We start from the raw sequence: 16,306 nt of genomic DNA on the forward strand, positions 1-16,306 counted from the left end.
CCGTTTAGCGTGCGGTTCGCTGCCTTGTGACGACGCTGCGCACGGCGAGCACCAGTACGGTGATGATGATCAGGATCACCGAAAGCGCCGCGATCGCCGGATCGATGTTGTCGCGCAGGCCCATCCACATCAGCCGCGGCAGGGTGATGGCGTTCACCGAGGTGATGAACAGCGTCACGCCGATCTCCTCCCAGGAGAGCACGAAGGAGAGCAGCGCCGCGGTGACGATGCCGAACTTGATGTTGGGCATGATGACGCGCGTCGCGCGTTCCCAAACGCTGGCGCCAAGGCCGCGTGCGGCAAGGTCGATACGGCGGTCGAGCTGGCTGAGCGACACCAGGATTAGCACCGTGGCGAAAGGCACCGTCATCACCGAATGCGCCATGGCCACACCCAGCCAGGTATCGTAGCCGAAGAAGGAGGTGAGGCCGGAGACCGAGGTGAGCAGGAAATAGAGCGTCACGGCCGAGACCACCGGCGGCACCACCATCGGCAACAGCACGAAGCCGACAAGGGCGGCGGTGAAGCGCGGCTGGAACATCCACACGCCGAGGCTGAAGGTGAGGGCAAGCGCGGTGGAAAGGATGCTGCTGACGACGCCGATCCTGAGCGAGAGCAGGATCGATTCCAGCCAGCGCGGATCCTCGATCAGCGAGCGGTAATGGCGCAGCGACAATTCACCGGTCGGCATGGTCAGCATGCGGCTCGGCGTCAGCGACACCGGGATGACGGCAAGCAGCGGCATAAGCAGGAACAGCGCCACCAGCACGGCGAGGATGAGCGAGACGGGGCCGGGGCGATAAGTCGGCATCGCGCTACACCAGTTGCTTCGGTTTGACGTAGCGGAACAGAAGCGCCATCAGCGCGCCGACGAACACCACCAGAACGACGCTGATCGCCGCGCCAAGCCCCCAGTCCGGGCTCTGGAAGATGCGCAGATAGATCAGCTCCGCGATCATCACGCTGCGGCCGCCGCCGAGGATTGCCGGCGTGACGAAGAAGCCCAGCGAAAAGACGAAGGTGATCAGCGCCGAGCCGATGATGCCGGAGCGCGTCATCGGCACGAACACCGTCCAGAAAGTGCGCATGCGGCTGGAGCCCAGGCCGCGCGCCGCGAGCAGCACGCGTTCGTCCAGGCTGCGCATGGCGGACGCCAGCGGGAACACCGCGAAGGGGATCAGGAAATGCGACATGCCGACGATGACGCCGAACTCGTTGCGCACCAGGGTCAGCGGCTCCGAGATGAAGCCGATCGATTGCAGCCAGGTGTTGATCAGGCCGCGGTTGGAGAGCAGCGCCACCCAGCCGAAGGCGCGCGTCAGCACCGAGATCCAGAACGGCACCAGGATGCAGAATTCGGCAAGCACGCGCTGCGTCGGGCTGCCGCGCACCCAGACAACGGTGATCGCATAGGCGGCGGCGACCGAGACGACGGTGACGATCGCCGCGATGCGCAGCGTGCGGATGAACACCGACTGCACGAGGTCATCGGTAAGCAGGGCGTGGTATTGCTCCAGCCCTGGCGTTGGAAGCGTAAAACTCCACTTCACCACGCCGAGGAACGGCCAGGCATAGGCAAGGATAAGGAACAGGAGCAGCGGCGCCATCAGCAGCGCCGCGCCCATCCTGTCGGAGAGGGTGCCTCTCATCGGTTGGAAAATCTCGGCCCGATCAGGCCGAGATGATCTTGGTGTATTCGTCGAGTGCGGCGCCGTAATTCTTGGCGTACCACTCCATGTCGAGCGGAATCTGCTTCTTCATGTTTTCCGGATCGACGGGGTTAATGCGCTTCTTGTCGGCCGGAATCAGCGCGTCGGCCGCCGGGTTCGCCGGGCCTTGGCCGAGCTTGTCGAACATGACGAGCTGCTTTTGCGGATCCTGCGCGCTGGCGATGAACTTCATCGCCGCGTCCTTGCCGCCGGGGTTGTTCTTCAGCACCGCGAGCGCGCCGGGCGAAATCAGGCCCTGGTCCCAGATGAACTTGATCTGGCCGCCCGAATCCTGCTCGATCAGCGAGGCGCGGGTCGACCACACGATCGCCATCGAGGCCTCGCCGTTGAGCAGAACGCTCTGGCTTTCGGCGCCGCCACCCCAGTAGGAGACGACGTTTTCCTTGAAGGCGGCGATCTTGTCATGCGCGCGCTTCAGGTCGAGCGGATAGAGCGAGGCCGGCGCGATGCCGTCGGCCAGAAGGGCCGCTTCCCAGCTCGACACGCCCCATTTGTAGAGCGAGCGCTTGCCGGGGAACTTCTTTACGTCGAAGAAGTCGGCCATGCCGGTCGGCGCGTTGGAGCCGAACTTCTGCGAGTCATAGGCGATCACATAGGAGAAGAAGTAGGTCGACGCCGCATATTCCCAGCCGAAGCCCGGCCGCATCTTGCTCTTGTCGACGACCTTGTAGTCGATCGGCTCGAGCATGCCCTGGCCGCCGAGCGTGATGGCCGAGAACGGATCGACGTCGACCAGGTCCCAGGTCGGCGCGCCGCTCTTGTACTGCGCGGCGATCGCGCCCTCGGTCGGGCCGGAGCCGTCCATCTTGACCGGGATGCCGGTGTCCTTGGTGAAGGCCTGGCCATAGGCTGCGTCGTAAGCCGTGATGGCGTCGCCGCCCCAGTTCACCAGCACCAGCCCTTTGGTGTCGGCGAAAGCACCGGTCGAGCGCAAAAGCATCGGCGTACCGGCGAGCGCGAGGCCCGCGAGCTGCGCGAATTGCCGGCGCGAGATCTCGCCGCGCTTGGTCCGCTCGGCGAGGGATTCGATTGCCTGTTTCCGAGTCTTGTTGTTCATATCGTCGTTCATGTCAGTTCCCCTTGTTGTCGTTGATTTGAACCGGAAGCCGATGCGGCGATTTCAGGCCGCGGCGGCGCGCTCTATTGTCCTCCATCCGGAAGGAGGAAACCTTTTTCCGCCGGCCAGGTCAGCCAGACGGAATTGCCTTTGCTCAAGGCCGCGGCCGCGACCTCGTTCGGCACCGAGACGGTGACCTTGGCGCCTTGGCGCGTGGTGAGGTCTAGCTTGGTCGCGGCACCGAGATAAGTCGAGGCGACAGCGGTCGCCGCGATGCCGTTCTCGTTGACCGATGCTTCCGGCGCGATCGACATGTCCTCGGGTCGGATGGCGAGGATGGCGTCGCCCTTTATCGTCTCGGCCTTGCAGCGCATGTTGACGGCGCGGTCCTCGCAGAGCCCGGTCGCGCCACTGCCGGCGGGGCGCACGCCCTTCACCGGCAGCATGTTGATCTCGCCCAGGAACTCGGCGACGAAGCGGTTGGCCGGCCGGTCGTAGACCTCGTCCGGCCTGCCGACCTGCAAGAGCTTGCCGTGGTTGAAGATGGCGACGCGCGACGACAGCGCCAGTGCCTCGCTCTGGTCGTGGGTGACGAAGACGAAGGTGGTGCCGGTTTCCTGGTGCAGCCGCTTCATCTCGGCCTGCATCTGGCCGCGCAGGCTCTTGTCGAGCGCCGAGAACGGCTCGTCGAGGAGCAGCACGCCCGGCTCGAACACCAGCGCGCGGGCCAGCGCCACGCGCTGCTGCTGGCCGCCGGAAAGCTGGGCCGGCAGTTTCTTCTCATGGCCCTTGAGGCCGACACGCTCGACCATCTCGCCGACACGTTGCTTGATTTCCGAGGCGGATTTCTTGCGCACCTTGAGCGGGAAGGCGATGTTCTGCTCCACGCTCATATGCGGGAACAAAGCGTAGCCCTGGAAGACCATGCCGGCGGCGCGCTGTTCGGCCGGCCGGCTGGTTATGTCCACGCCGTCGCTGAAAAGCTTGCCTTCGCTCGGCTGCACGAAGCCGGCGAGGATCATCAGGAAGGTGGTCTTGCCGGAACCTGAAGGTCCAAGCAGCGTCAGGAACTCGCCGCGGCCGATATCCAGCGACAGATTGTCCAGCGCTCGGAACGAGCCGAAGCTCTTGCCGATCCCGTTCGCCTTGATCTCCGCGGCCCGGCCGGGTTGCTGCATCCTGGCTCTTTCCTCAGTTCCCAATGAAATCGTAGGCATGGCTGCGGCTCACCGCAACCGAATAGTTTTCGCCTGATCGGCAAATTCGATTCACGTCTGAGAGGGAGTGGCGCTGGAACTGCCAATCTCCCCCACGGGGAGATTGGCTCTCCATCGCCCCGCTCAATCTAAAGCCTGTTCTCCAACAACTTCGCCCTTAGCCAGTCGCTGAACGCATTCAGCACCGGATGCCCGGCCTTCGCATGCTCGTACACCAGGTAATACGAACGGGGCGAGGGGACCGACGCCTCGAACGGCTTGACCAGCCGGCCCTCGCTCAACGCCCGGCGTCCAGTCAGTTCGTCGCCCATGGCGATCCCCTGGCCGGCGACCGCCGCCGAGAAGACGAGGTTCATGTCGGAAAAGAAGATGCCGCCTTCGGTATCGGGATTTTCCACCTTGGACAGCGCCAGCCAGCGTGCCCAGTCCTCAGTGTCGGAAAGATGCAGGAGATTGGCGCGCAGCACGTCGGCGGGTTTGGAAAAGCCGCCGATCTTGTTGAGCAGGGTTGGGCTGCACAGCGGCGTGAAGTGGACTTCGCAAAGCAGTTCCACCGCCCGGTTCGGCCAGTTGCCGACGCCGAAGGCGATGAAGGCGTCGGCCTTCGGGTTGGAGACTTCGTCGAGCCGCCGCGGCGTCAGCACGGAGAGCGCCACGTCCGGATACATCTGCTGGAATTCGCCGATATGCGTGCACAGGAACATCGAGGCGAAGCCCGGCGGACACGAGATGCCAAAGGAGCCGCCGACGCCGGCGCCGCTGTTTTGCGTTCCCGCGTCGCCGAGCACGGTCAGCGCCTTCCGGACATCGGCAGCATAGCGCTGACCGCGCGGCGTCAGCGCCACGCCCTTGCCGATGCGCTGCAAGAGATCGAAGCCGAGATCGCGCTCGAGCAGTCGCAACTGATGCGAGACAGCACTTCGGGTGAGGTGAAGCTCGTCGGCGGCGCGCCAAACGCTGCCGTGACGGGCGAAGCTGTCGAGGGCGCGCAGCGCCTGCGTGGAAGGTATTCGCAAGAGGCCTCAGGTGAACCGAATTTGCACGAGCCGGGAAAACATATCACTTTTTGATGAGCCGCTTCACTGCTTTCTTTGAGCCATGGACAAACCGGTGACGACTTCGGCGCAAGAAACCGCGCTCGCCTGCATCGACAGCATCCAGCCGCTGCTGTCGGCATGGACGCGCACCATCTTCGATTTCGGCGAGACCGCCTGGCGCGAGTATCAATCGGCCGCCTGGTATGTCGATCGGCTGAAGCGCGAAGGCTTTTCGGTCGAGGAAGGCTCGGGCGGCATGCCGACGGCCTTCTGCGCCCATTGGACGAATGGCGATGGGCCGACGATCGGCATGTATGGCGAATATGACGCAGTGCCCGGCAACTGCCAGGATGCCGCGACGGTCCAACGCGCGCGGCCGGGCCTGGGCGTCGAGGCCGGCGGGCACACCGATCCACATTCGGGCCTCGGCATCGGCAGCCTCGGCGGGCTTCTGGCTACCAAGGCGGCGATGCTGGAGCATGGCATCAAGGGCACGCTGCGTTTCACCGGCGAGCCGGCCGAGAAGGTGAGGGGCTCGAAGCCGATCCATGCGGCAAAAGGCTATTATGACGGCCTCGCCGGCATGATCTCCTTCCATCCCTTCTACATGCTGCCGCTCTGCAACACCGCGCGCTGGGACACGCATTGCGGCGCCGCCTATTCGATGATCTATCGCTTTGTCTGCGACCAACCGGAAAATTGGGTTCGCGCCAGCGACGGCGCACCGATCCCGCAGGCGCATTCGGCGGTCCGGGCGCCCGGCGCCAACGATGCGCTGATGATGATGTACATGGTCTCCAAGGCGCTGCGCGATTCCATGCTGACGCATCAGGGCGGCTGGTCGATCAGCGAGGCGATCCTGACGGCAGGGCAGGCGACGGCCGACAATCTGCCGGCGGGGCTGGCCGAAATCCAGTACATGATCCGCGTGCCGACCATTGCCATGGCCGAGCAGGTGACCGCCGTGCTCGACCGCAACGCGGAAGCGGCGGCGAAGATGAGCGGCTGCCGCTACGAGCGCCACTGGGTATCGAAGTCGCGCCCAGGACTGGCCAACCACGCCATGGCCGACATCACCTATCAGTCACTCTCGACCGTCGGCGCGCCGCGCTGGGACGAGGCGGCGAGGGTCATCGCCCGCGTGGTCCAGGTCAACGCCGGCGGCGAGGCGACCGAGAACCCGTTCATCGACGAGCTGGAGCGGCTGATTTCGCCGCGGGAGGCCGAGGCGATCCTGCGCCGCGACCTGCCGCCGTCGCAGATGAACTCCACCTCGGACGACTACACCGACATGAGCTGGCACGCGCCGACCTCGCGCTTCTATGTCGCCCGTCCGGCGCTGCGCTCGGCAAACGGCCACGCCTATCCCTCCTGGGTTATGAATGCGCTGGGCGGTATTTCCGCCACCATCGATCCGATGGTGACCTGCGCCGCCAAGACGGTCGCGCTGACGGCGCTGCGCCTGCTGGAAGACAAGGCCGCGCGCGAAGCCGCCATGGACGAATTCGTCAAGCGAACCAGCGGTGGCGTCGGCGGCTCGAACTGGATCGCGCCGCTTTGCGACTACGAACCGCCCATCCATTTCCGCTGGCCGGAATATGTCACCACGCCGCGCGGGTGCGGCTGGTGGATCCCGGCCGCTTCCACCGCATGACTGACCAACAACGACACCAGCTCGAGGAGAACTCCATGACTGTCCATGACCGCATCGTCGCCGAGCCGTTCTCGCTGCAGCGCCGCAACCCCAATGGCGGCACCAAGCCGCTGACCGCGTGGGGCTTCGCCAATGAGACCGACGTGCTGACTGACGTCCTGCTCGGCTCGCCCAATTTCCTGCGCCACCTGTCGACCAGTTCGCTGTCGAGAAAATATCTGCGCGAGGCCCCCTGCAACGTCCAGATCGCGCAGGCGCAGCACAAGGACCTCGTCGCGGCCTATGAGCATTTCGGCGTCAACATCCACTGGCACGAGCCGACGCCGGAACTGCCGATGCAGGTCTATTCGCGCGACTCCAGCGTCATGACGCCTTACGGCGCCTTCATCACCGCCATGGCCAACTGGTGGCGGCGCGGCGAGAACTATGCCGCCATCCGCACCTATGAAAAACTCGGCATCCCGATCTACGACATGGTGACGGCCGGCACCTTCGAGGGGGGCGACTTCAACGTCATCGAGGAGGGCGTGGTGCTGATCGGCTGCGGCGGCGCCCGCACGCAGGAAGAGGGCGCGCGCCAGGTACAGGACTGGTTCGAGAAGGAAGGCTGGGAGACGCGTCTCGCCTTCATCGACGAATATTACGTCCATATCGACCTGATGGTGGTGCCGATCGCCGAAAAGCTCACCGCCGTCTGCCTTGCCTGCACCGAGCCCGGCACCGTCGACTGGCTGAAGGGCAAGGGCCACGAGATCATCGACGTGCCCTTCCAGGACACGATGGCGCTCGGCTGCAACTTCATGTCGCTCGGCAAGGACAGGGTGATCGCCCCGACCTCCAGCAAGACGCTGATCGAGAAGCTGAAAGCTCAAGGCTTCGAGGTCGCGGCCGTCGACATGAGCGAGATTTCCAAGACCGGCGGCGGCATTCACTGCATGGCGCAGGCGCTGAAGCGCGTGCCGGCCTAGGGGGCTTTCGAAGTTCGGCGATCGCCCGCGATGAATGTCTATCCCTCTGGTCGCAGGCCGGGGGGATATTGATCGCGCGGCCTGTCAGGAGATTGCATCGTTCCGGTTCCGGCCACTCCGATCCTGGGCTAGGCTTCAGCCAACCGAAACAGGATTGCCGCAAGGATGATCGTTCAGGCCTGCATCAACGGCGCTCGACCCGCCGATTTCCACCCCGCCTTGCCGCTCGACCCCGAAGCGATGGCGCGCGACGCCGCCGCGTCGATTGCTGCGGGCGCGGCCGAGCTGCACGTCCACGCACGTGGCGCCGACGGGCGAGAGAGCCTGGCGCCGGAAGCGATGGACAGGACGGTCGCGGCACTCCGCCGCGGCTGCCCGGGCACGCTGATCGGCGTCTCCACCGGCGCCTGGATCGAGAAGGACGACCTGCGCAGGCTTGTCGCCATCTCCGGCTGGCGCGAACTGCCCGACTATGCCTCGGTCAATCTCAGCGAGACGGCGGCACCTGTGGTCATGGAAAGCCTGCGCCAGCGCGGCATCGGCATCGAGGCGGGCCTGGCGTCCGTCGCCGACGCCGAACGACTGGCCGGCCTCGATCATGGCGGCCGGGTGCTGCGCGTGCTGATCGAGATTTCCGAGCAGACGCTGGACGAGGCCTTTGCGGTGGCCGACGGCATCGAGAAGGTGCTGCAACGCGCCGGCATCCGCCGCTCGATCCTGCTGCATGGCGAGAACGCTACGGTTTGGCCCTTCGTCGAAAGGGCGGCCGCGCGGAAGTTGTCGACCCGGGTCGGGCTGGAGGACGGCAAGGAATTGCCGGACGCCAGCGTGGCGGACGGCAATGCCGCGCTGGTGGCTGCGGCGGTCGGGATTTATCGGTCTCGATAAAACATGCTAGGCTGGCGGGACAGCGCCCCCCTCTGGCCTGCCGGCCATCTCCCCCACATGGGGGGAGATCGATGTCGCGCCGGCTTTCGCCTATTGTTGGCGTCTAAAGAAGCGCAGCCGCGAAGCTGCCAATCTCCCCCCTTGTGGGGGAGATGTCCGGCAGGACAGAGGGGGGCGCCGTAGAGCGCAGCGCTTCCCTGCATCGCGAAACCTTCACTGCGTATCCGCCTTGGCTCTCAACTCCGCCCGTTTCTCATCCGACACCACGGCAAGGTCGAGCACCTTCTGCAGGCCCGCCGCGTGCCGGAAGGTGGGTTCGGTCTGCACGCTGCTCTTCACCGCCTCGACGAAGCGCTGGTAGTTGGTCGGCACCGTGCCGGCATCGAGCTCCTCCCATTTGGCGTTCTCGACATTGCTGCCGACACACGCCTTCAGAGCCGAGCCCTCGAGATTGTGCACCACCTCGATGGCGCCTTTGTCGCCATGGATGCGCAGGCGCAGTTCGTTGATGTGGCCGGTGGCCCAGCGGCTGGCATGCACCACGCCGAAGGCGCCATTGGAGAAATCGAGCGTCATGGCGAAACTGTCATTGGCGTCGAGCTGGTACTCGCCGATGCGGTTGCCCGGCGCCTTGTCGAAGGCGCGCAGCCGGCAGAACACATGGTCGATATCGAGCGCCGCGCCATAGCTGGCGAAATCGAGGATGTGGATGCCGACATCGCCGAGCACGCCGTTGGAGCCGTGGCCGCGCGACAGCCGCCATAGCCATTTCGGATCGGTGCGCCAGTCGCCCCAGAATTTCGACACCAGCCAACTCTGCAGGTAGGAGGCTTCGACATGGCGCACCGTGCCGATCTCGCCGGCCTGCACCATCCGGCGCGCCTTCTGCAGCGCGGCCACGTTGCGATAGGTGAGGTTGACCATGTTGACGATGCCGGCGGCTTCCGCGGCATCGGCCATTTCGCTCGCCCTGCCGAAATTTTCGGCCAGCGGCTTTTCGCACAGCACCGGCTTGCCGGCGGCGACCAGCGCCAGGGTGGTCGGGTGGTGGATGCGGTCCGGCGTGACATTGGCGACCGCGTCGAAATCGCCCCAGTCGAGCGCCGCCTCCAGCGAGGTGAAGCGCTTCGGAATCTTGAAGCCGTCTGCGTACTCGCCGACGCGCTTTTCATCGACATCGACGGCTGCCGCCAATTCCACGCCCTCGATGGCGCCGAATCGGCGGGCATGTTCCTGCGCCATCCAGCCGGTACCGAGTATCAAAAGCCGCATTTTCTGCTCCTCCGAGCGATTTGGTTCGATTCAATCATGTGGGGCGAATGTGACCCAGGCGCTGTATCGGCGCAATCCCAAGCGAAGCAGGGAAGTGCTTTTTTAGCGGAAGCCGGCCTCGCCATGCGCGTGCAGCTTGGGCCCGCGCTCCTCGATCGGCTCCAGCGCCTTCTCCACCGGCACGTTCGGCGCATCGAGAATGGCGGGCTTCGATCCCTGCGGGTTGTGCGCCCACTTCACCGCGTTGCGCAGCACTTTCTGGACCGTCGCATCGTGATAGGTCGGGTAGGTTTCGTGTCCGGGGCGGAAGTAGAAGACATTGCCGGCGCCGCGCCGGTAGGTCAGGCCCGAGCGGAACACCTCGCCGCCCTGGAACCAGGAGATGAAGACGGTTTCCAGCGGCTCCGGCACGGCGAACTGCTCGCCATACATTTCCTCGTTTTCGAGCTCGAAGAATTCGCCGACGCCGTCGGCGATCGGATGGCTGGGGCTCGTCACCCAAAGCCGCTCGCGTTCGCCGGCCTCGCGCCATTTCAGCGTGCAGGGCGTGCCCATCAGCCGCTTGAAGATCTTCGAGAAATGGCCGGAATGGAGCACGATCAGTCCCATGCCTTCCCAGACGCGTTTTGCGACGCGCTCGACCACCTCGTCGGTCACCGCGCCATGGTCCTTGTGGCCCCACCAGACGAGCACGTCCGTTTCGGCGAGGCGGGATTCCGGCAGGCCGTGCTCGGGCTGCTCCAGCGTCGCCGTCGAGGCGGAGATCGCCTTGTCCGCATTCAGCGCCTTGGCGATGGTCGCGTGCATGCCTTCCGGATAGATGCCGGCGACCACCTCATTGGTCCGCTCATGGATGTTCTCGCCCCAGACGACAGCGCGAATTGTCATGGATAGCCTCGTGTGTGATTGGGAGCCGCCCCGCGCCATAGATAGCGCCTTCGCCCGGTATTGAAAGCGGTTTTCGACCTTCGCCTCGCTGTGCATGGAGCCCGGCATGAAAGTCGCCTTACCGGCCAGCGATATACGTCCTTATGCTTCGACGTTAATTCAACCCTCGCACAGCCAATTGGCAAGCGCCGCGCCTCGGTTACAATGTCAGCCATGGGCGAAGTGCTTGTAGGGACAGCGATCTTTGCTTGCCTGGCCGGGGCCTCGCTGGTCAGCTTGATGGTGCACGAGCGCTTCCCCGCTCACCACCTTAGGGACGACACCAGCGCGGTGGTGCGGCTTGCCGCGAACCTTTTCGTGGTGATGTCCTCGCTTATGCTCGGTCTGATGATCAACTCGGCCAAGAACACGTTTGAGTCCATCAACGGCAACGTACACACCTTCGCCACCGAGATTATTCTGCTCGACCGAACACTCCGGCATTACGGGCCGGAGGCGGACAGCGCCCGGCAGTCGCTCGCTGCCTATGTCCAGCGCGTCGTCGACACCTCCACCGCCGACAGCGACACAACCGTCGTCCCGAACAGGCTGTCGGAACTGCTGCTCTATCAGGTCGGAGACATCCTGGCGGGATTGACGCCCGCGGATGCCAAGCAGACCGCCGCGCAACAGGCTGCGACGCAGCAACTCCAGAAGCTGATCGAGCAGCGCTGGATACTGGCCGAGCAATCCGAGGGCGCCATCCCTGCGCCGCTGATCGTGCTGCTCGTGGCATGGCTGACGCTTATTTTCGCCAGCTTCGGCTTCCGGGCACCGCACAATGGCACCGTCGTCTTCACATGCCTCGTTTCCGGAGCGCTGGCGGCGGCGGCGGTCTATTTGATCATCGACATGGACAGTCCCTTCTCAGGCCCGATCCAGGTCTCGCCGACGCCCCTGCAAAGGGCGCTGGCGGAACTAACGACGCAATGAGTTCACCGGCTAGGTTGCCCCGCCAATTCAATCAGCAGCCTTGCCGCCACCTCGGCGCCGTCGGCGCGGATCTTGCCGGCCACTGCCGCAGCACGCGTGCTAGTTTCGGGCGCCAGCGCCACATCCAACGCCGCCGACAACGACTCCGCGCTCGGCACCGGACCGTCATGCGCCGCCCCTATGCCCAGTTCGGCCACCCGCCGCGCCCAGTAAGGCTGGTCGCCGATCTGCGGCACGATCGCCTGCGGCGCTCCCGCCCGCGCAGCGGCAACGGTCGTGCCGGCGCCGCCATGGTGGATGACGGCGGCGACGCGGCCGAACAGCGCCTGCTGGTTGACCTCGCCGACGGCGAAGCAGTCGTCGCGGTCGTCGACGGGGCCGAACTCGGCCCAGCCATGCGCGATGACCGCGCGAAGGCCCCTGGCGCGGATTGCCGCGATGGCGGTGCTGCCGGCTTCCTTGGCTACCGATATCGAGCCGAAGCCGACATAGACAGGTGGCGGGCCTGTATCGAGAAAGGCTTCCAGGCCATCGAGAAGGGGCCGCTCGTCCGGCAGGATGAAGGCGCCGGTCTGGACGGCGTCGATCAGGTCCGAGCCCGGCCATGGCCCGAACGTCGGGTCGCAGGCGAGCAGGACCCTGTTGCCGTAGACATAATCCCGGACATTTTCCACCGGGGGCAGCCCGAGCGACGCGCGCTGGCCGTTGACCGCCTCGCCGAAGAGCGCGTTCTTGGTTCGGATATCCATCTCCCACAGCAACCGGTTGTCGGTCGCGCCGGGCGGCAGCGGATGGCTCGGATATTCATGCGGCCGGTTGTGCGGCGACGGCAGCCAGACGGGGCAGAACGTGCCGAGCATGTAGCGCATGCCGCGTTGTTCCGCGATCAGCCGCGCGGCGGCGCAGGACGGGAAGAGCCCGAACGCCACCACGGCGTCGCAGCCTTCGGCGGCTGTGCTAAGCGCCTCATATTGCCTGGCGACGATCTCGGCCGCCTGGGCGGAAATCAGCCTGGCCCGGTCCTCGGGCGACGCCGATCGCGACCGGTTGATCATTTCCTTCGCCCATTCGCGCACCGGCTCGAAGGCCGGGGCCATCGTCACGCCGGCGCGGGCCAGGAGGGCTGCAAACTCCGCGTCGCCGGGCGCGCTCACTTTGGCCTCGACGCCGTGCGCCCGCAACGCCGCGCCCAGCGCCGCCAGCGGTTCGACGTCCCCGCGCGAGCCGTAAGTCGATAACAGGATACGCATTCCGTGCTCCGTTGTGGTTTTTCGGAGCAGCGTTGATACGCCATGGCCGGGGGCTTGCCGCAAGCCCGGGCTGCGCCATATCTCACTTCTGGGAAGGGTCGTTATCGCTTCCTCCGATGAGGTTGCGATCGTCGCCATGGCCTTAAGCGACGGCAAACACCTGGGCGCGTCTTCGCGCCAGGCCCTTCGGACCAGCAAGTGGGGATCGATAACAGCCGGCGACCAGCGCGCCGGGCAGGTTCGGCTTAACCCTGGCGGCCTTCCTGGGCGACCTGGGTGGGGGACCTTGTGAGCCGCGGGACGACGACAAGACGCTTGATCTTGCCCTTTTTGTAAGCGGCGAGGAAGCGGTGGTAGTCCCTGAAGACGACGCAGCCATTGGACTCGGCGCGGCCGCCGCGCAGCATGTAGGTATGCGCGAGCAGGCCGTTGCGGCCGTATTTGTTCCTGCCGCTGGCCGGCGTCAGCCGGATCGCCTCGACGCCATGGAAGCGCGATTCACGGATGGACAGATTGTATGTGTCGGGCGGTGTCGGACCGACATTCTTGCGGTCCACGAAGCGTGGCTGGTCGACCATCGAACCAAGTCCCGAATGCGCCTCCAGCTTCGAGCCGTCGGGCATGTAGACGGTTCTCGCCGAAATATCGTAGACAGCGACGCCATTGCCCGTGGAGGGACCGTTGAAAAGATTGCGGAACGCGCTGCCGAGGCCGCCTCTTTCCGGCGTGTCAGGCTTGGCATAGGCGAGCATCTCTGACGCCTGCGCCTTGCGCTTGCCGGGCTTGGAGTCGGCCCCGAGCGGCTTTGAGCCCGGCACGCCCGGCAGGGCCTGGTCGCCGTTCCTGGGCGAGACCGCCGGCGGCGCGCTTTGCGCGGTGTCGGGAGCGGCTGGCTGCGGCTTGGCCCTGGCCGCCTGCGGCTTCGCGCTCTCTGGTTTCTGCGACTTGGCTGCGTTCTGTTCGGGCGCCTCGGTAGCGCGCTCGAGTGTGGTGCGCGGGCGAAGGCCGGGCACGGCGATGGTGTCGGGCAAATCGTCCTGCGGCGGCAGCGAGGCGACCTGGTACTCGCCGTCCTGGCCGTTGCCCGGGGTGTCGGCGACATTTGGCGCGTCGCTGTTTTCGAGCGCGACGGCGGTCGGAACGTCCGCCGTATCCTCCTGCGCCACGTTGGCAAGCGCCAGCGCCAGTTCGGAAGCGCCGGCGATTTGGGCCGGCTGCGAACCGAAGCGGGCTTCCGCCGGGGCATCCGGCTCAGCGCCGCCGAAGCGGCTGGCCGAGGGCAGGCTGGCAAGCAGGAACGGCGCGTTCTCGGCGCGGGCAAAGGCTTCGGCAAGCTTCTGCGGCGAAAGCGCGGCTTTTTTCACCACGCCGTCGAAACGGTCGGCGGCTCCGGCGGCCGAAGCCACCACCACCTTCTCCTGCGCGACGCTGTCGGGCGCCGGCAGTCTGAGGCGCGCCATCTTGCCGTCGTGGCCTTCATTCTTTGGTTTTTCAACAGCTTGGCTATCATGTCTGAAGTTTGTCGCGAGGCTGAAACAGTCGGCGTCGCAGCCGCCAATGAGCGAGCCCGCCTGGTAGCCGCCATTGGCGGAAAGGCGCGGCGCCCAGGCGTTGGCGATCAGCCGGCGCTGGTCGCCAAGCGCGATGTTGCGCGGCGAAAGCAGGCCTTGCGGCAATCCATTGGAAGCTGCGGTCAGCGAGGTGCTCACCGAATAGAGCCCCGCCAAGGTGGCGACAGACCATAGGGCGAGGGCGGCGCCGACAGCAGGCACCACGACCCAACGATGACCAGACTTTTTCGAAGTTACCCCCCCATGAGGAGCGTCACCCCGGCTTTTCAAACGCAAAAACGCCATACGACCACTCTCAATCGGCATGCCGGTTTGCGGACCTGGCACCCGTCACGATCACAGTTCGCTGGTGCCCCCTGCACCTTCACGCGTCTGTTGCCGATTGATTCAAAAGATGGACAAAGATGGTTAACCAATCCCTCCACCAATCGCCGATTTGGCGACGGTCCATGCGAAAAAAGAGCTCTCCATGGTCTGCGCCACGGGAGAAATGCTCTCCCTCACCCGACTTGCTGCCCGTTTTTCCGGCCCCTGTCAAGAAACCGTGAAGGCTGGAACCGCAGCATCTCCGGCCGGCTAGAGGCCGATTAGGGTTAAAATGCGACAGCCTGAAGAATACTGAAAAAGCCAGTTGCAAAAACTTCTGGGCCAGGCGGCGAGGAGTTCGGGGGGGTCGGCTGCCGCATATTCGCGACGATCGCCCCAAAAAAAGTCACCCTGCCGGGCGGGCGGGGCGACCTCGGTGCGGCACGGAACAGTCAGCCCGATCTCACTGGCTTCGCAGCCGCGCGAAATCCTTGGGGATTGCCAGGCGCTCCACCAGCCTGGTCAGGCCTTGGTGCTCGCCAGTCATTCACTTGCTGCCTTGCTGTACTGCGCCCGGCACGATCAGCGCTCCCTGGTCAGGCCCCGAATATTTGAAGCCGATAAAAAACAGGGCGAAGATGAGAACGCAGATTGCCAGCACCGTGACGAGGGTCCTTCCCGGGTTTTCGGCTGGCGGTTTGTCTTCCATGGCAATTCGTCTCGGGATCTAAACTCGGTGACAACGCCAGGGTTCCCGCGCCTTCGCCGGCGTCAAGGCTGACGCTTCGCCACGAAATTCTTGCAGAGGCGGCTCCGAGTCCGCGAGGGGCATCACAAAAATGACGCGCTCTCACCGCTATATGCCAAGCTGGATGCGCTAAAGCAGGGTTCATCATTATGGATGCCAGCGAATTGCAGGCCATAGGCGATACGCTGATGCGCGTTGTCACCCCCGATATGAAACCGAAAGACCTGCTCAAGGCGGTGCGAAAACTGCACCCGGACGCCAAGAAGAAGGATATTGCCCGCGCGGCCTTCCACGCCATTATCGCCAACGCCGACCAGGATCCCGGCAAGTCGCGTAACCTTCAGGCCTTCGCGCTTGCCGAGCGTACGCAGCAATCGGAATAAATTGCTGCGAATTGTAGCGTCGGGCTTGCCGGAAATTTAATAAGCAACTGCTAATTTAATGGTTCGGCCGGCAGCTAGCCCCAACCGGTAATTAGATCCCATGACCAAAAACCTCGGCAATGCCAAACCCAGTGCTCCTGCCAAGGAGATAAACACCTCGCTGTTCAGCAAGGCCGCGCCGGCGGTGTTTCCGCTGGTCGTCGCGGCCCTCGGCTATCTCGTCGGCCGGCATTTCTTCGGCTTTTGACGCGGCCGGCTTGCGACGCGCCTTATTTCCGGTCAATCCGATCGCAATTGGCCAATGACAATTCGGCCGTCTTGACTATGCCCTTTGGTCCTAGGGCCTAGGTCGTTCTTGTCCTTGG

Annotated in this window: 16 protein-coding genes; 6 read left to right on the forward strand and 10 right to left on the reverse strand. The window is 64.8% G+C overall.

Features of this window, described 5'->3' with window-relative positions:
• Nucleotides 1-4: 4 nt before the first annotated feature.
• The 5 genes from FJW07_RS04820 to FJW07_RS04840 all read right to left on the reverse strand — a co-directional run bounded on the left by FJW07_RS04820 (nucleotide 5) and on the right by FJW07_RS04840 (nucleotide 5,020).
• Entirely contained in the window at nucleotides 5-811 is an 807-nt protein-coding gene (locus FJW07_RS04820; protein WP_140651913.1) for an ABC transporter permease, read from the reverse strand.
• A 4-nt stretch (nucleotides 812-815) separates the two neighbouring features.
• On the reverse strand, nucleotides 816-1,649 hold the full coding sequence (locus FJW07_RS04825) for an ABC transporter permease (protein WP_140854793.1): 834 nt from the start codon (nucleotides 1,647-1,649) through the stop codon (nucleotides 816-818).
• 22 nt (nucleotides 1,650-1,671) lie between these two features.
• Nucleotides 1,672-2,787 (reverse strand): ABC transporter substrate-binding protein, encoded by a 1,116-nt coding sequence (locus tag FJW07_RS04830; RefSeq protein ID WP_140855163.1) that lies wholly within the window; start codon nucleotides 2,785-2,787, stop codon nucleotides 1,672-1,674.
• 83 nt (nucleotides 2,788-2,870) lie between these two features.
• Nucleotides 2,871-3,965 carry an ABC transporter ATP-binding protein gene (locus FJW07_RS04835; protein WP_140854795.1) on the reverse strand — a complete coding sequence of 365 codons (1,095 nt, stop codon included), beginning with the start codon at nucleotides 3,963-3,965 and terminating at the stop codon, nucleotides 2,871-2,873.
• A 167-nt stretch (nucleotides 3,966-4,132) separates the two neighbouring features.
• Nucleotides 4,133-5,020, reverse strand: a complete 888-nt coding sequence (locus tag FJW07_RS04840) for a LysR substrate-binding domain-containing protein (protein ID WP_140854797.1) — start codon at nucleotides 5,018-5,020, stop codon at nucleotides 4,133-4,135.
• A gap of 82 nt (nucleotides 5,021-5,102) precedes the next feature.
• On the opposite strand from FJW07_RS04840, the gene FJW07_RS04845 reads away from it, so the two are divergent.
• The 3 genes from FJW07_RS04845 (at nucleotide 5,103) to FJW07_RS04855 (ending at nucleotide 8,551) form a co-directional block, all read left to right on the forward strand.
• A complete protein-coding gene (locus FJW07_RS04845; RefSeq protein ID WP_181182565.1) occupies nucleotides 5,103-6,695 on the forward strand; it encodes an amidohydrolase in 1,593 nt (530 codons plus the stop codon).
• 35 nt (nucleotides 6,696-6,730) lie between these two features.
• Complete coding sequence (locus FJW07_RS04850) at nucleotides 6,731-7,663, forward strand: dimethylarginine dimethylaminohydrolase family protein (protein ID WP_140854801.1); 933 nt, start codon at nucleotides 6,731-6,733, stop codon at nucleotides 7,661-7,663.
• A 165-nt stretch (nucleotides 7,664-7,828) separates the two neighbouring features.
• Entirely contained in the window at nucleotides 7,829-8,551 is a 723-nt protein-coding gene (locus tag FJW07_RS04855; RefSeq protein ID WP_140854802.1) for a 3-keto-5-aminohexanoate cleavage protein, read from the forward strand.
• 213 nt (nucleotides 8,552-8,764) lie between these two features.
• Here the strand turns inward: FJW07_RS04855 and FJW07_RS04865 are convergent, their stop codons facing one another.
• Complete coding sequence (locus tag FJW07_RS04865) at nucleotides 8,765-9,823, reverse strand: Gfo/Idh/MocA family oxidoreductase (RefSeq protein ID WP_140854803.1); 1,059 nt, start codon at nucleotides 9,821-9,823, stop codon at nucleotides 8,765-8,767.
• A 102-nt stretch (nucleotides 9,824-9,925) separates the two neighbouring features.
• The gene (locus FJW07_RS04870; RefSeq protein WP_140644992.1) at nucleotides 9,926-10,711 is read right to left on the reverse strand and encodes a ThuA domain-containing protein; all 786 of its coding nucleotides are present in this window, start codon (nucleotides 10,709-10,711) and stop codon (nucleotides 9,926-9,928) included.
• Nucleotides 10,712-10,924: 213 nt separating this feature from the next.
• Between FJW07_RS04870 and FJW07_RS04875 the strand changes: the two genes are divergently transcribed.
• Nucleotides 10,925-11,683 carry a DUF4239 domain-containing protein gene (locus FJW07_RS04875; protein WP_246677168.1) on the forward strand — a complete coding sequence of 253 codons (759 nt, stop codon included), beginning with the start codon at nucleotides 10,925-10,927 and terminating at the stop codon, nucleotides 11,681-11,683.
• A gap of 2 nt (nucleotides 11,684-11,685) precedes the next feature.
• On the opposite strand, the gene FJW07_RS04880 is transcribed toward FJW07_RS04875, so the two are convergent.
• The 3 genes from FJW07_RS04880 to FJW07_RS31595 all read right to left on the reverse strand — a co-directional run bounded on the left by FJW07_RS04880 (nucleotide 11,686) and on the right by FJW07_RS31595 (nucleotide 15,519).
• Nucleotides 11,686-12,933, reverse strand: coding sequence for a glycosyltransferase (locus FJW07_RS04880; RefSeq protein WP_140854805.1), 1,248 nt, complete (start codon nucleotides 12,931-12,933; stop codon nucleotides 11,686-11,688).
• Between the two features lie 245 nt (nucleotides 12,934-13,178).
• Nucleotides 13,179-14,705 carry a tlde1 domain-containing protein gene (locus FJW07_RS04885; RefSeq protein ID WP_246680656.1) on the reverse strand — a complete coding sequence of 509 codons (1,527 nt, stop codon included), beginning with the start codon at nucleotides 14,703-14,705 and terminating at the stop codon, nucleotides 13,179-13,181.
• Nucleotides 14,706-15,357: 652 nt separating this feature from the next.
• Nucleotides 15,358-15,519, reverse strand: coding sequence for a hypothetical protein (locus FJW07_RS31595; protein ID WP_181167121.1), 162 nt, complete (start codon nucleotides 15,517-15,519; stop codon nucleotides 15,358-15,360).
• Nucleotides 15,520-15,746: 227 nt separating this feature from the next.
• Here FJW07_RS31595 and FJW07_RS04890 point away from each other — a divergent pair, with 227 nt between their 5' ends.
• Together FJW07_RS04890 and FJW07_RS31600 are read left to right on the forward strand one after the other, a co-directional pair.
• Nucleotides 15,747-15,941 carry a hypothetical protein gene (locus tag FJW07_RS04890; RefSeq protein ID WP_318014052.1) on the forward strand — a complete coding sequence of 65 codons (195 nt, stop codon included), beginning with the start codon at nucleotides 15,747-15,749 and terminating at the stop codon, nucleotides 15,939-15,941.
• A 100-nt stretch (nucleotides 15,942-16,041) separates the two neighbouring features.
• The gene (locus tag FJW07_RS31600; protein ID WP_181175240.1) at nucleotides 16,042-16,188 is read left to right on the forward strand and encodes a hypothetical protein; all 147 of its coding nucleotides are present in this window, start codon (nucleotides 16,042-16,044) and stop codon (nucleotides 16,186-16,188) included.
• Nucleotides 16,189-16,306: the final 118 nt, after the last annotated feature.

This window comes from Mesorhizobium sp. B3-1-9 (assembly GCF_006439595.1).
GTDB lineage: Bacteria > Pseudomonadota > Alphaproteobacteria > Rhizobiales > Rhizobiaceae > Mesorhizobium.

Excerpts from the sequence above, each read along its gene's own strand:
- FJW07_RS04820 (WP_140651913.1), bottom strand. The coding sequence starts at position 811 with ATGCCGACTTATCGCCCCGGCCCCGTCTCGCTCATCCTCGCCGTGCTG.
- FJW07_RS04825 (WP_140854793.1), bottom strand. The coding sequence starts at position 1,649 with ATGAGAGGCACCCTCTCCGACAGGATGGGCGCGGCGCTGCTGATGGCG.
- FJW07_RS04830 (WP_140855163.1), bottom strand. The coding sequence starts at position 2,787 with ATGAACAACAAGACTCGGAAACAGGCAATCGAATCCCTCGCCGAGCGG.
- FJW07_RS04835 (WP_140854795.1), bottom strand. The coding sequence starts at position 3,965 with ATGCAGCAACCCGGCCGGGCCGCGGAGATCAAGGCGAACGGGATCGGC.
- FJW07_RS04845 (WP_181182565.1), top strand. The coding sequence starts at position 5,103 with ATGGACAAACCGGTGACGACTTCGGCGCAAGAAACCGCGCTCGCCTGC.
- FJW07_RS04850 (WP_140854801.1), top strand. The coding sequence starts at position 6,731 with ATGACTGTCCATGACCGCATCGTCGCCGAGCCGTTCTCGCTGCAGCGC.
- FJW07_RS04855 (WP_140854802.1), top strand. The coding sequence starts at position 7,829 with ATGATCGTTCAGGCCTGCATCAACGGCGCTCGACCCGCCGATTTCCAC.
- FJW07_RS04865 (WP_140854803.1), bottom strand. The coding sequence starts at position 9,823 with ATGCGGCTTTTGATACTCGGTACCGGCTGGATGGCGCAGGAACATGCC.
- FJW07_RS04870 (WP_140644992.1), bottom strand. The coding sequence starts at position 10,711 with ATGACAATTCGCGCTGTCGTCTGGGGCGAGAACATCCATGAGCGGACC.
- FJW07_RS04875 (WP_246677168.1), top strand. The coding sequence starts at position 10,925 with ATGGGCGAAGTGCTTGTAGGGACAGCGATCTTTGCTTGCCTGGCCGGG.
- FJW07_RS04880 (WP_140854805.1), bottom strand. The coding sequence starts at position 12,933 with ATGCGTATCCTGTTATCGACTTACGGCTCGCGCGGGGACGTCGAACCG.
- FJW07_RS31595 (WP_181167121.1), bottom strand. The coding sequence starts at position 15,519 with ATGGAAGACAAACCGCCAGCCGAAAACCCGGGAAGGACCCTCGTCACG.
- FJW07_RS04890 (WP_318014052.1), top strand. The coding sequence starts at position 15,747 with ATGCGCGTTGTCACCCCCGATATGAAACCGAAAGACCTGCTCAAGGCG.
- FJW07_RS31600 (WP_181175240.1), top strand. The coding sequence starts at position 16,042 with ATGACCAAAAACCTCGGCAATGCCAAACCCAGTGCTCCTGCCAAGGAG.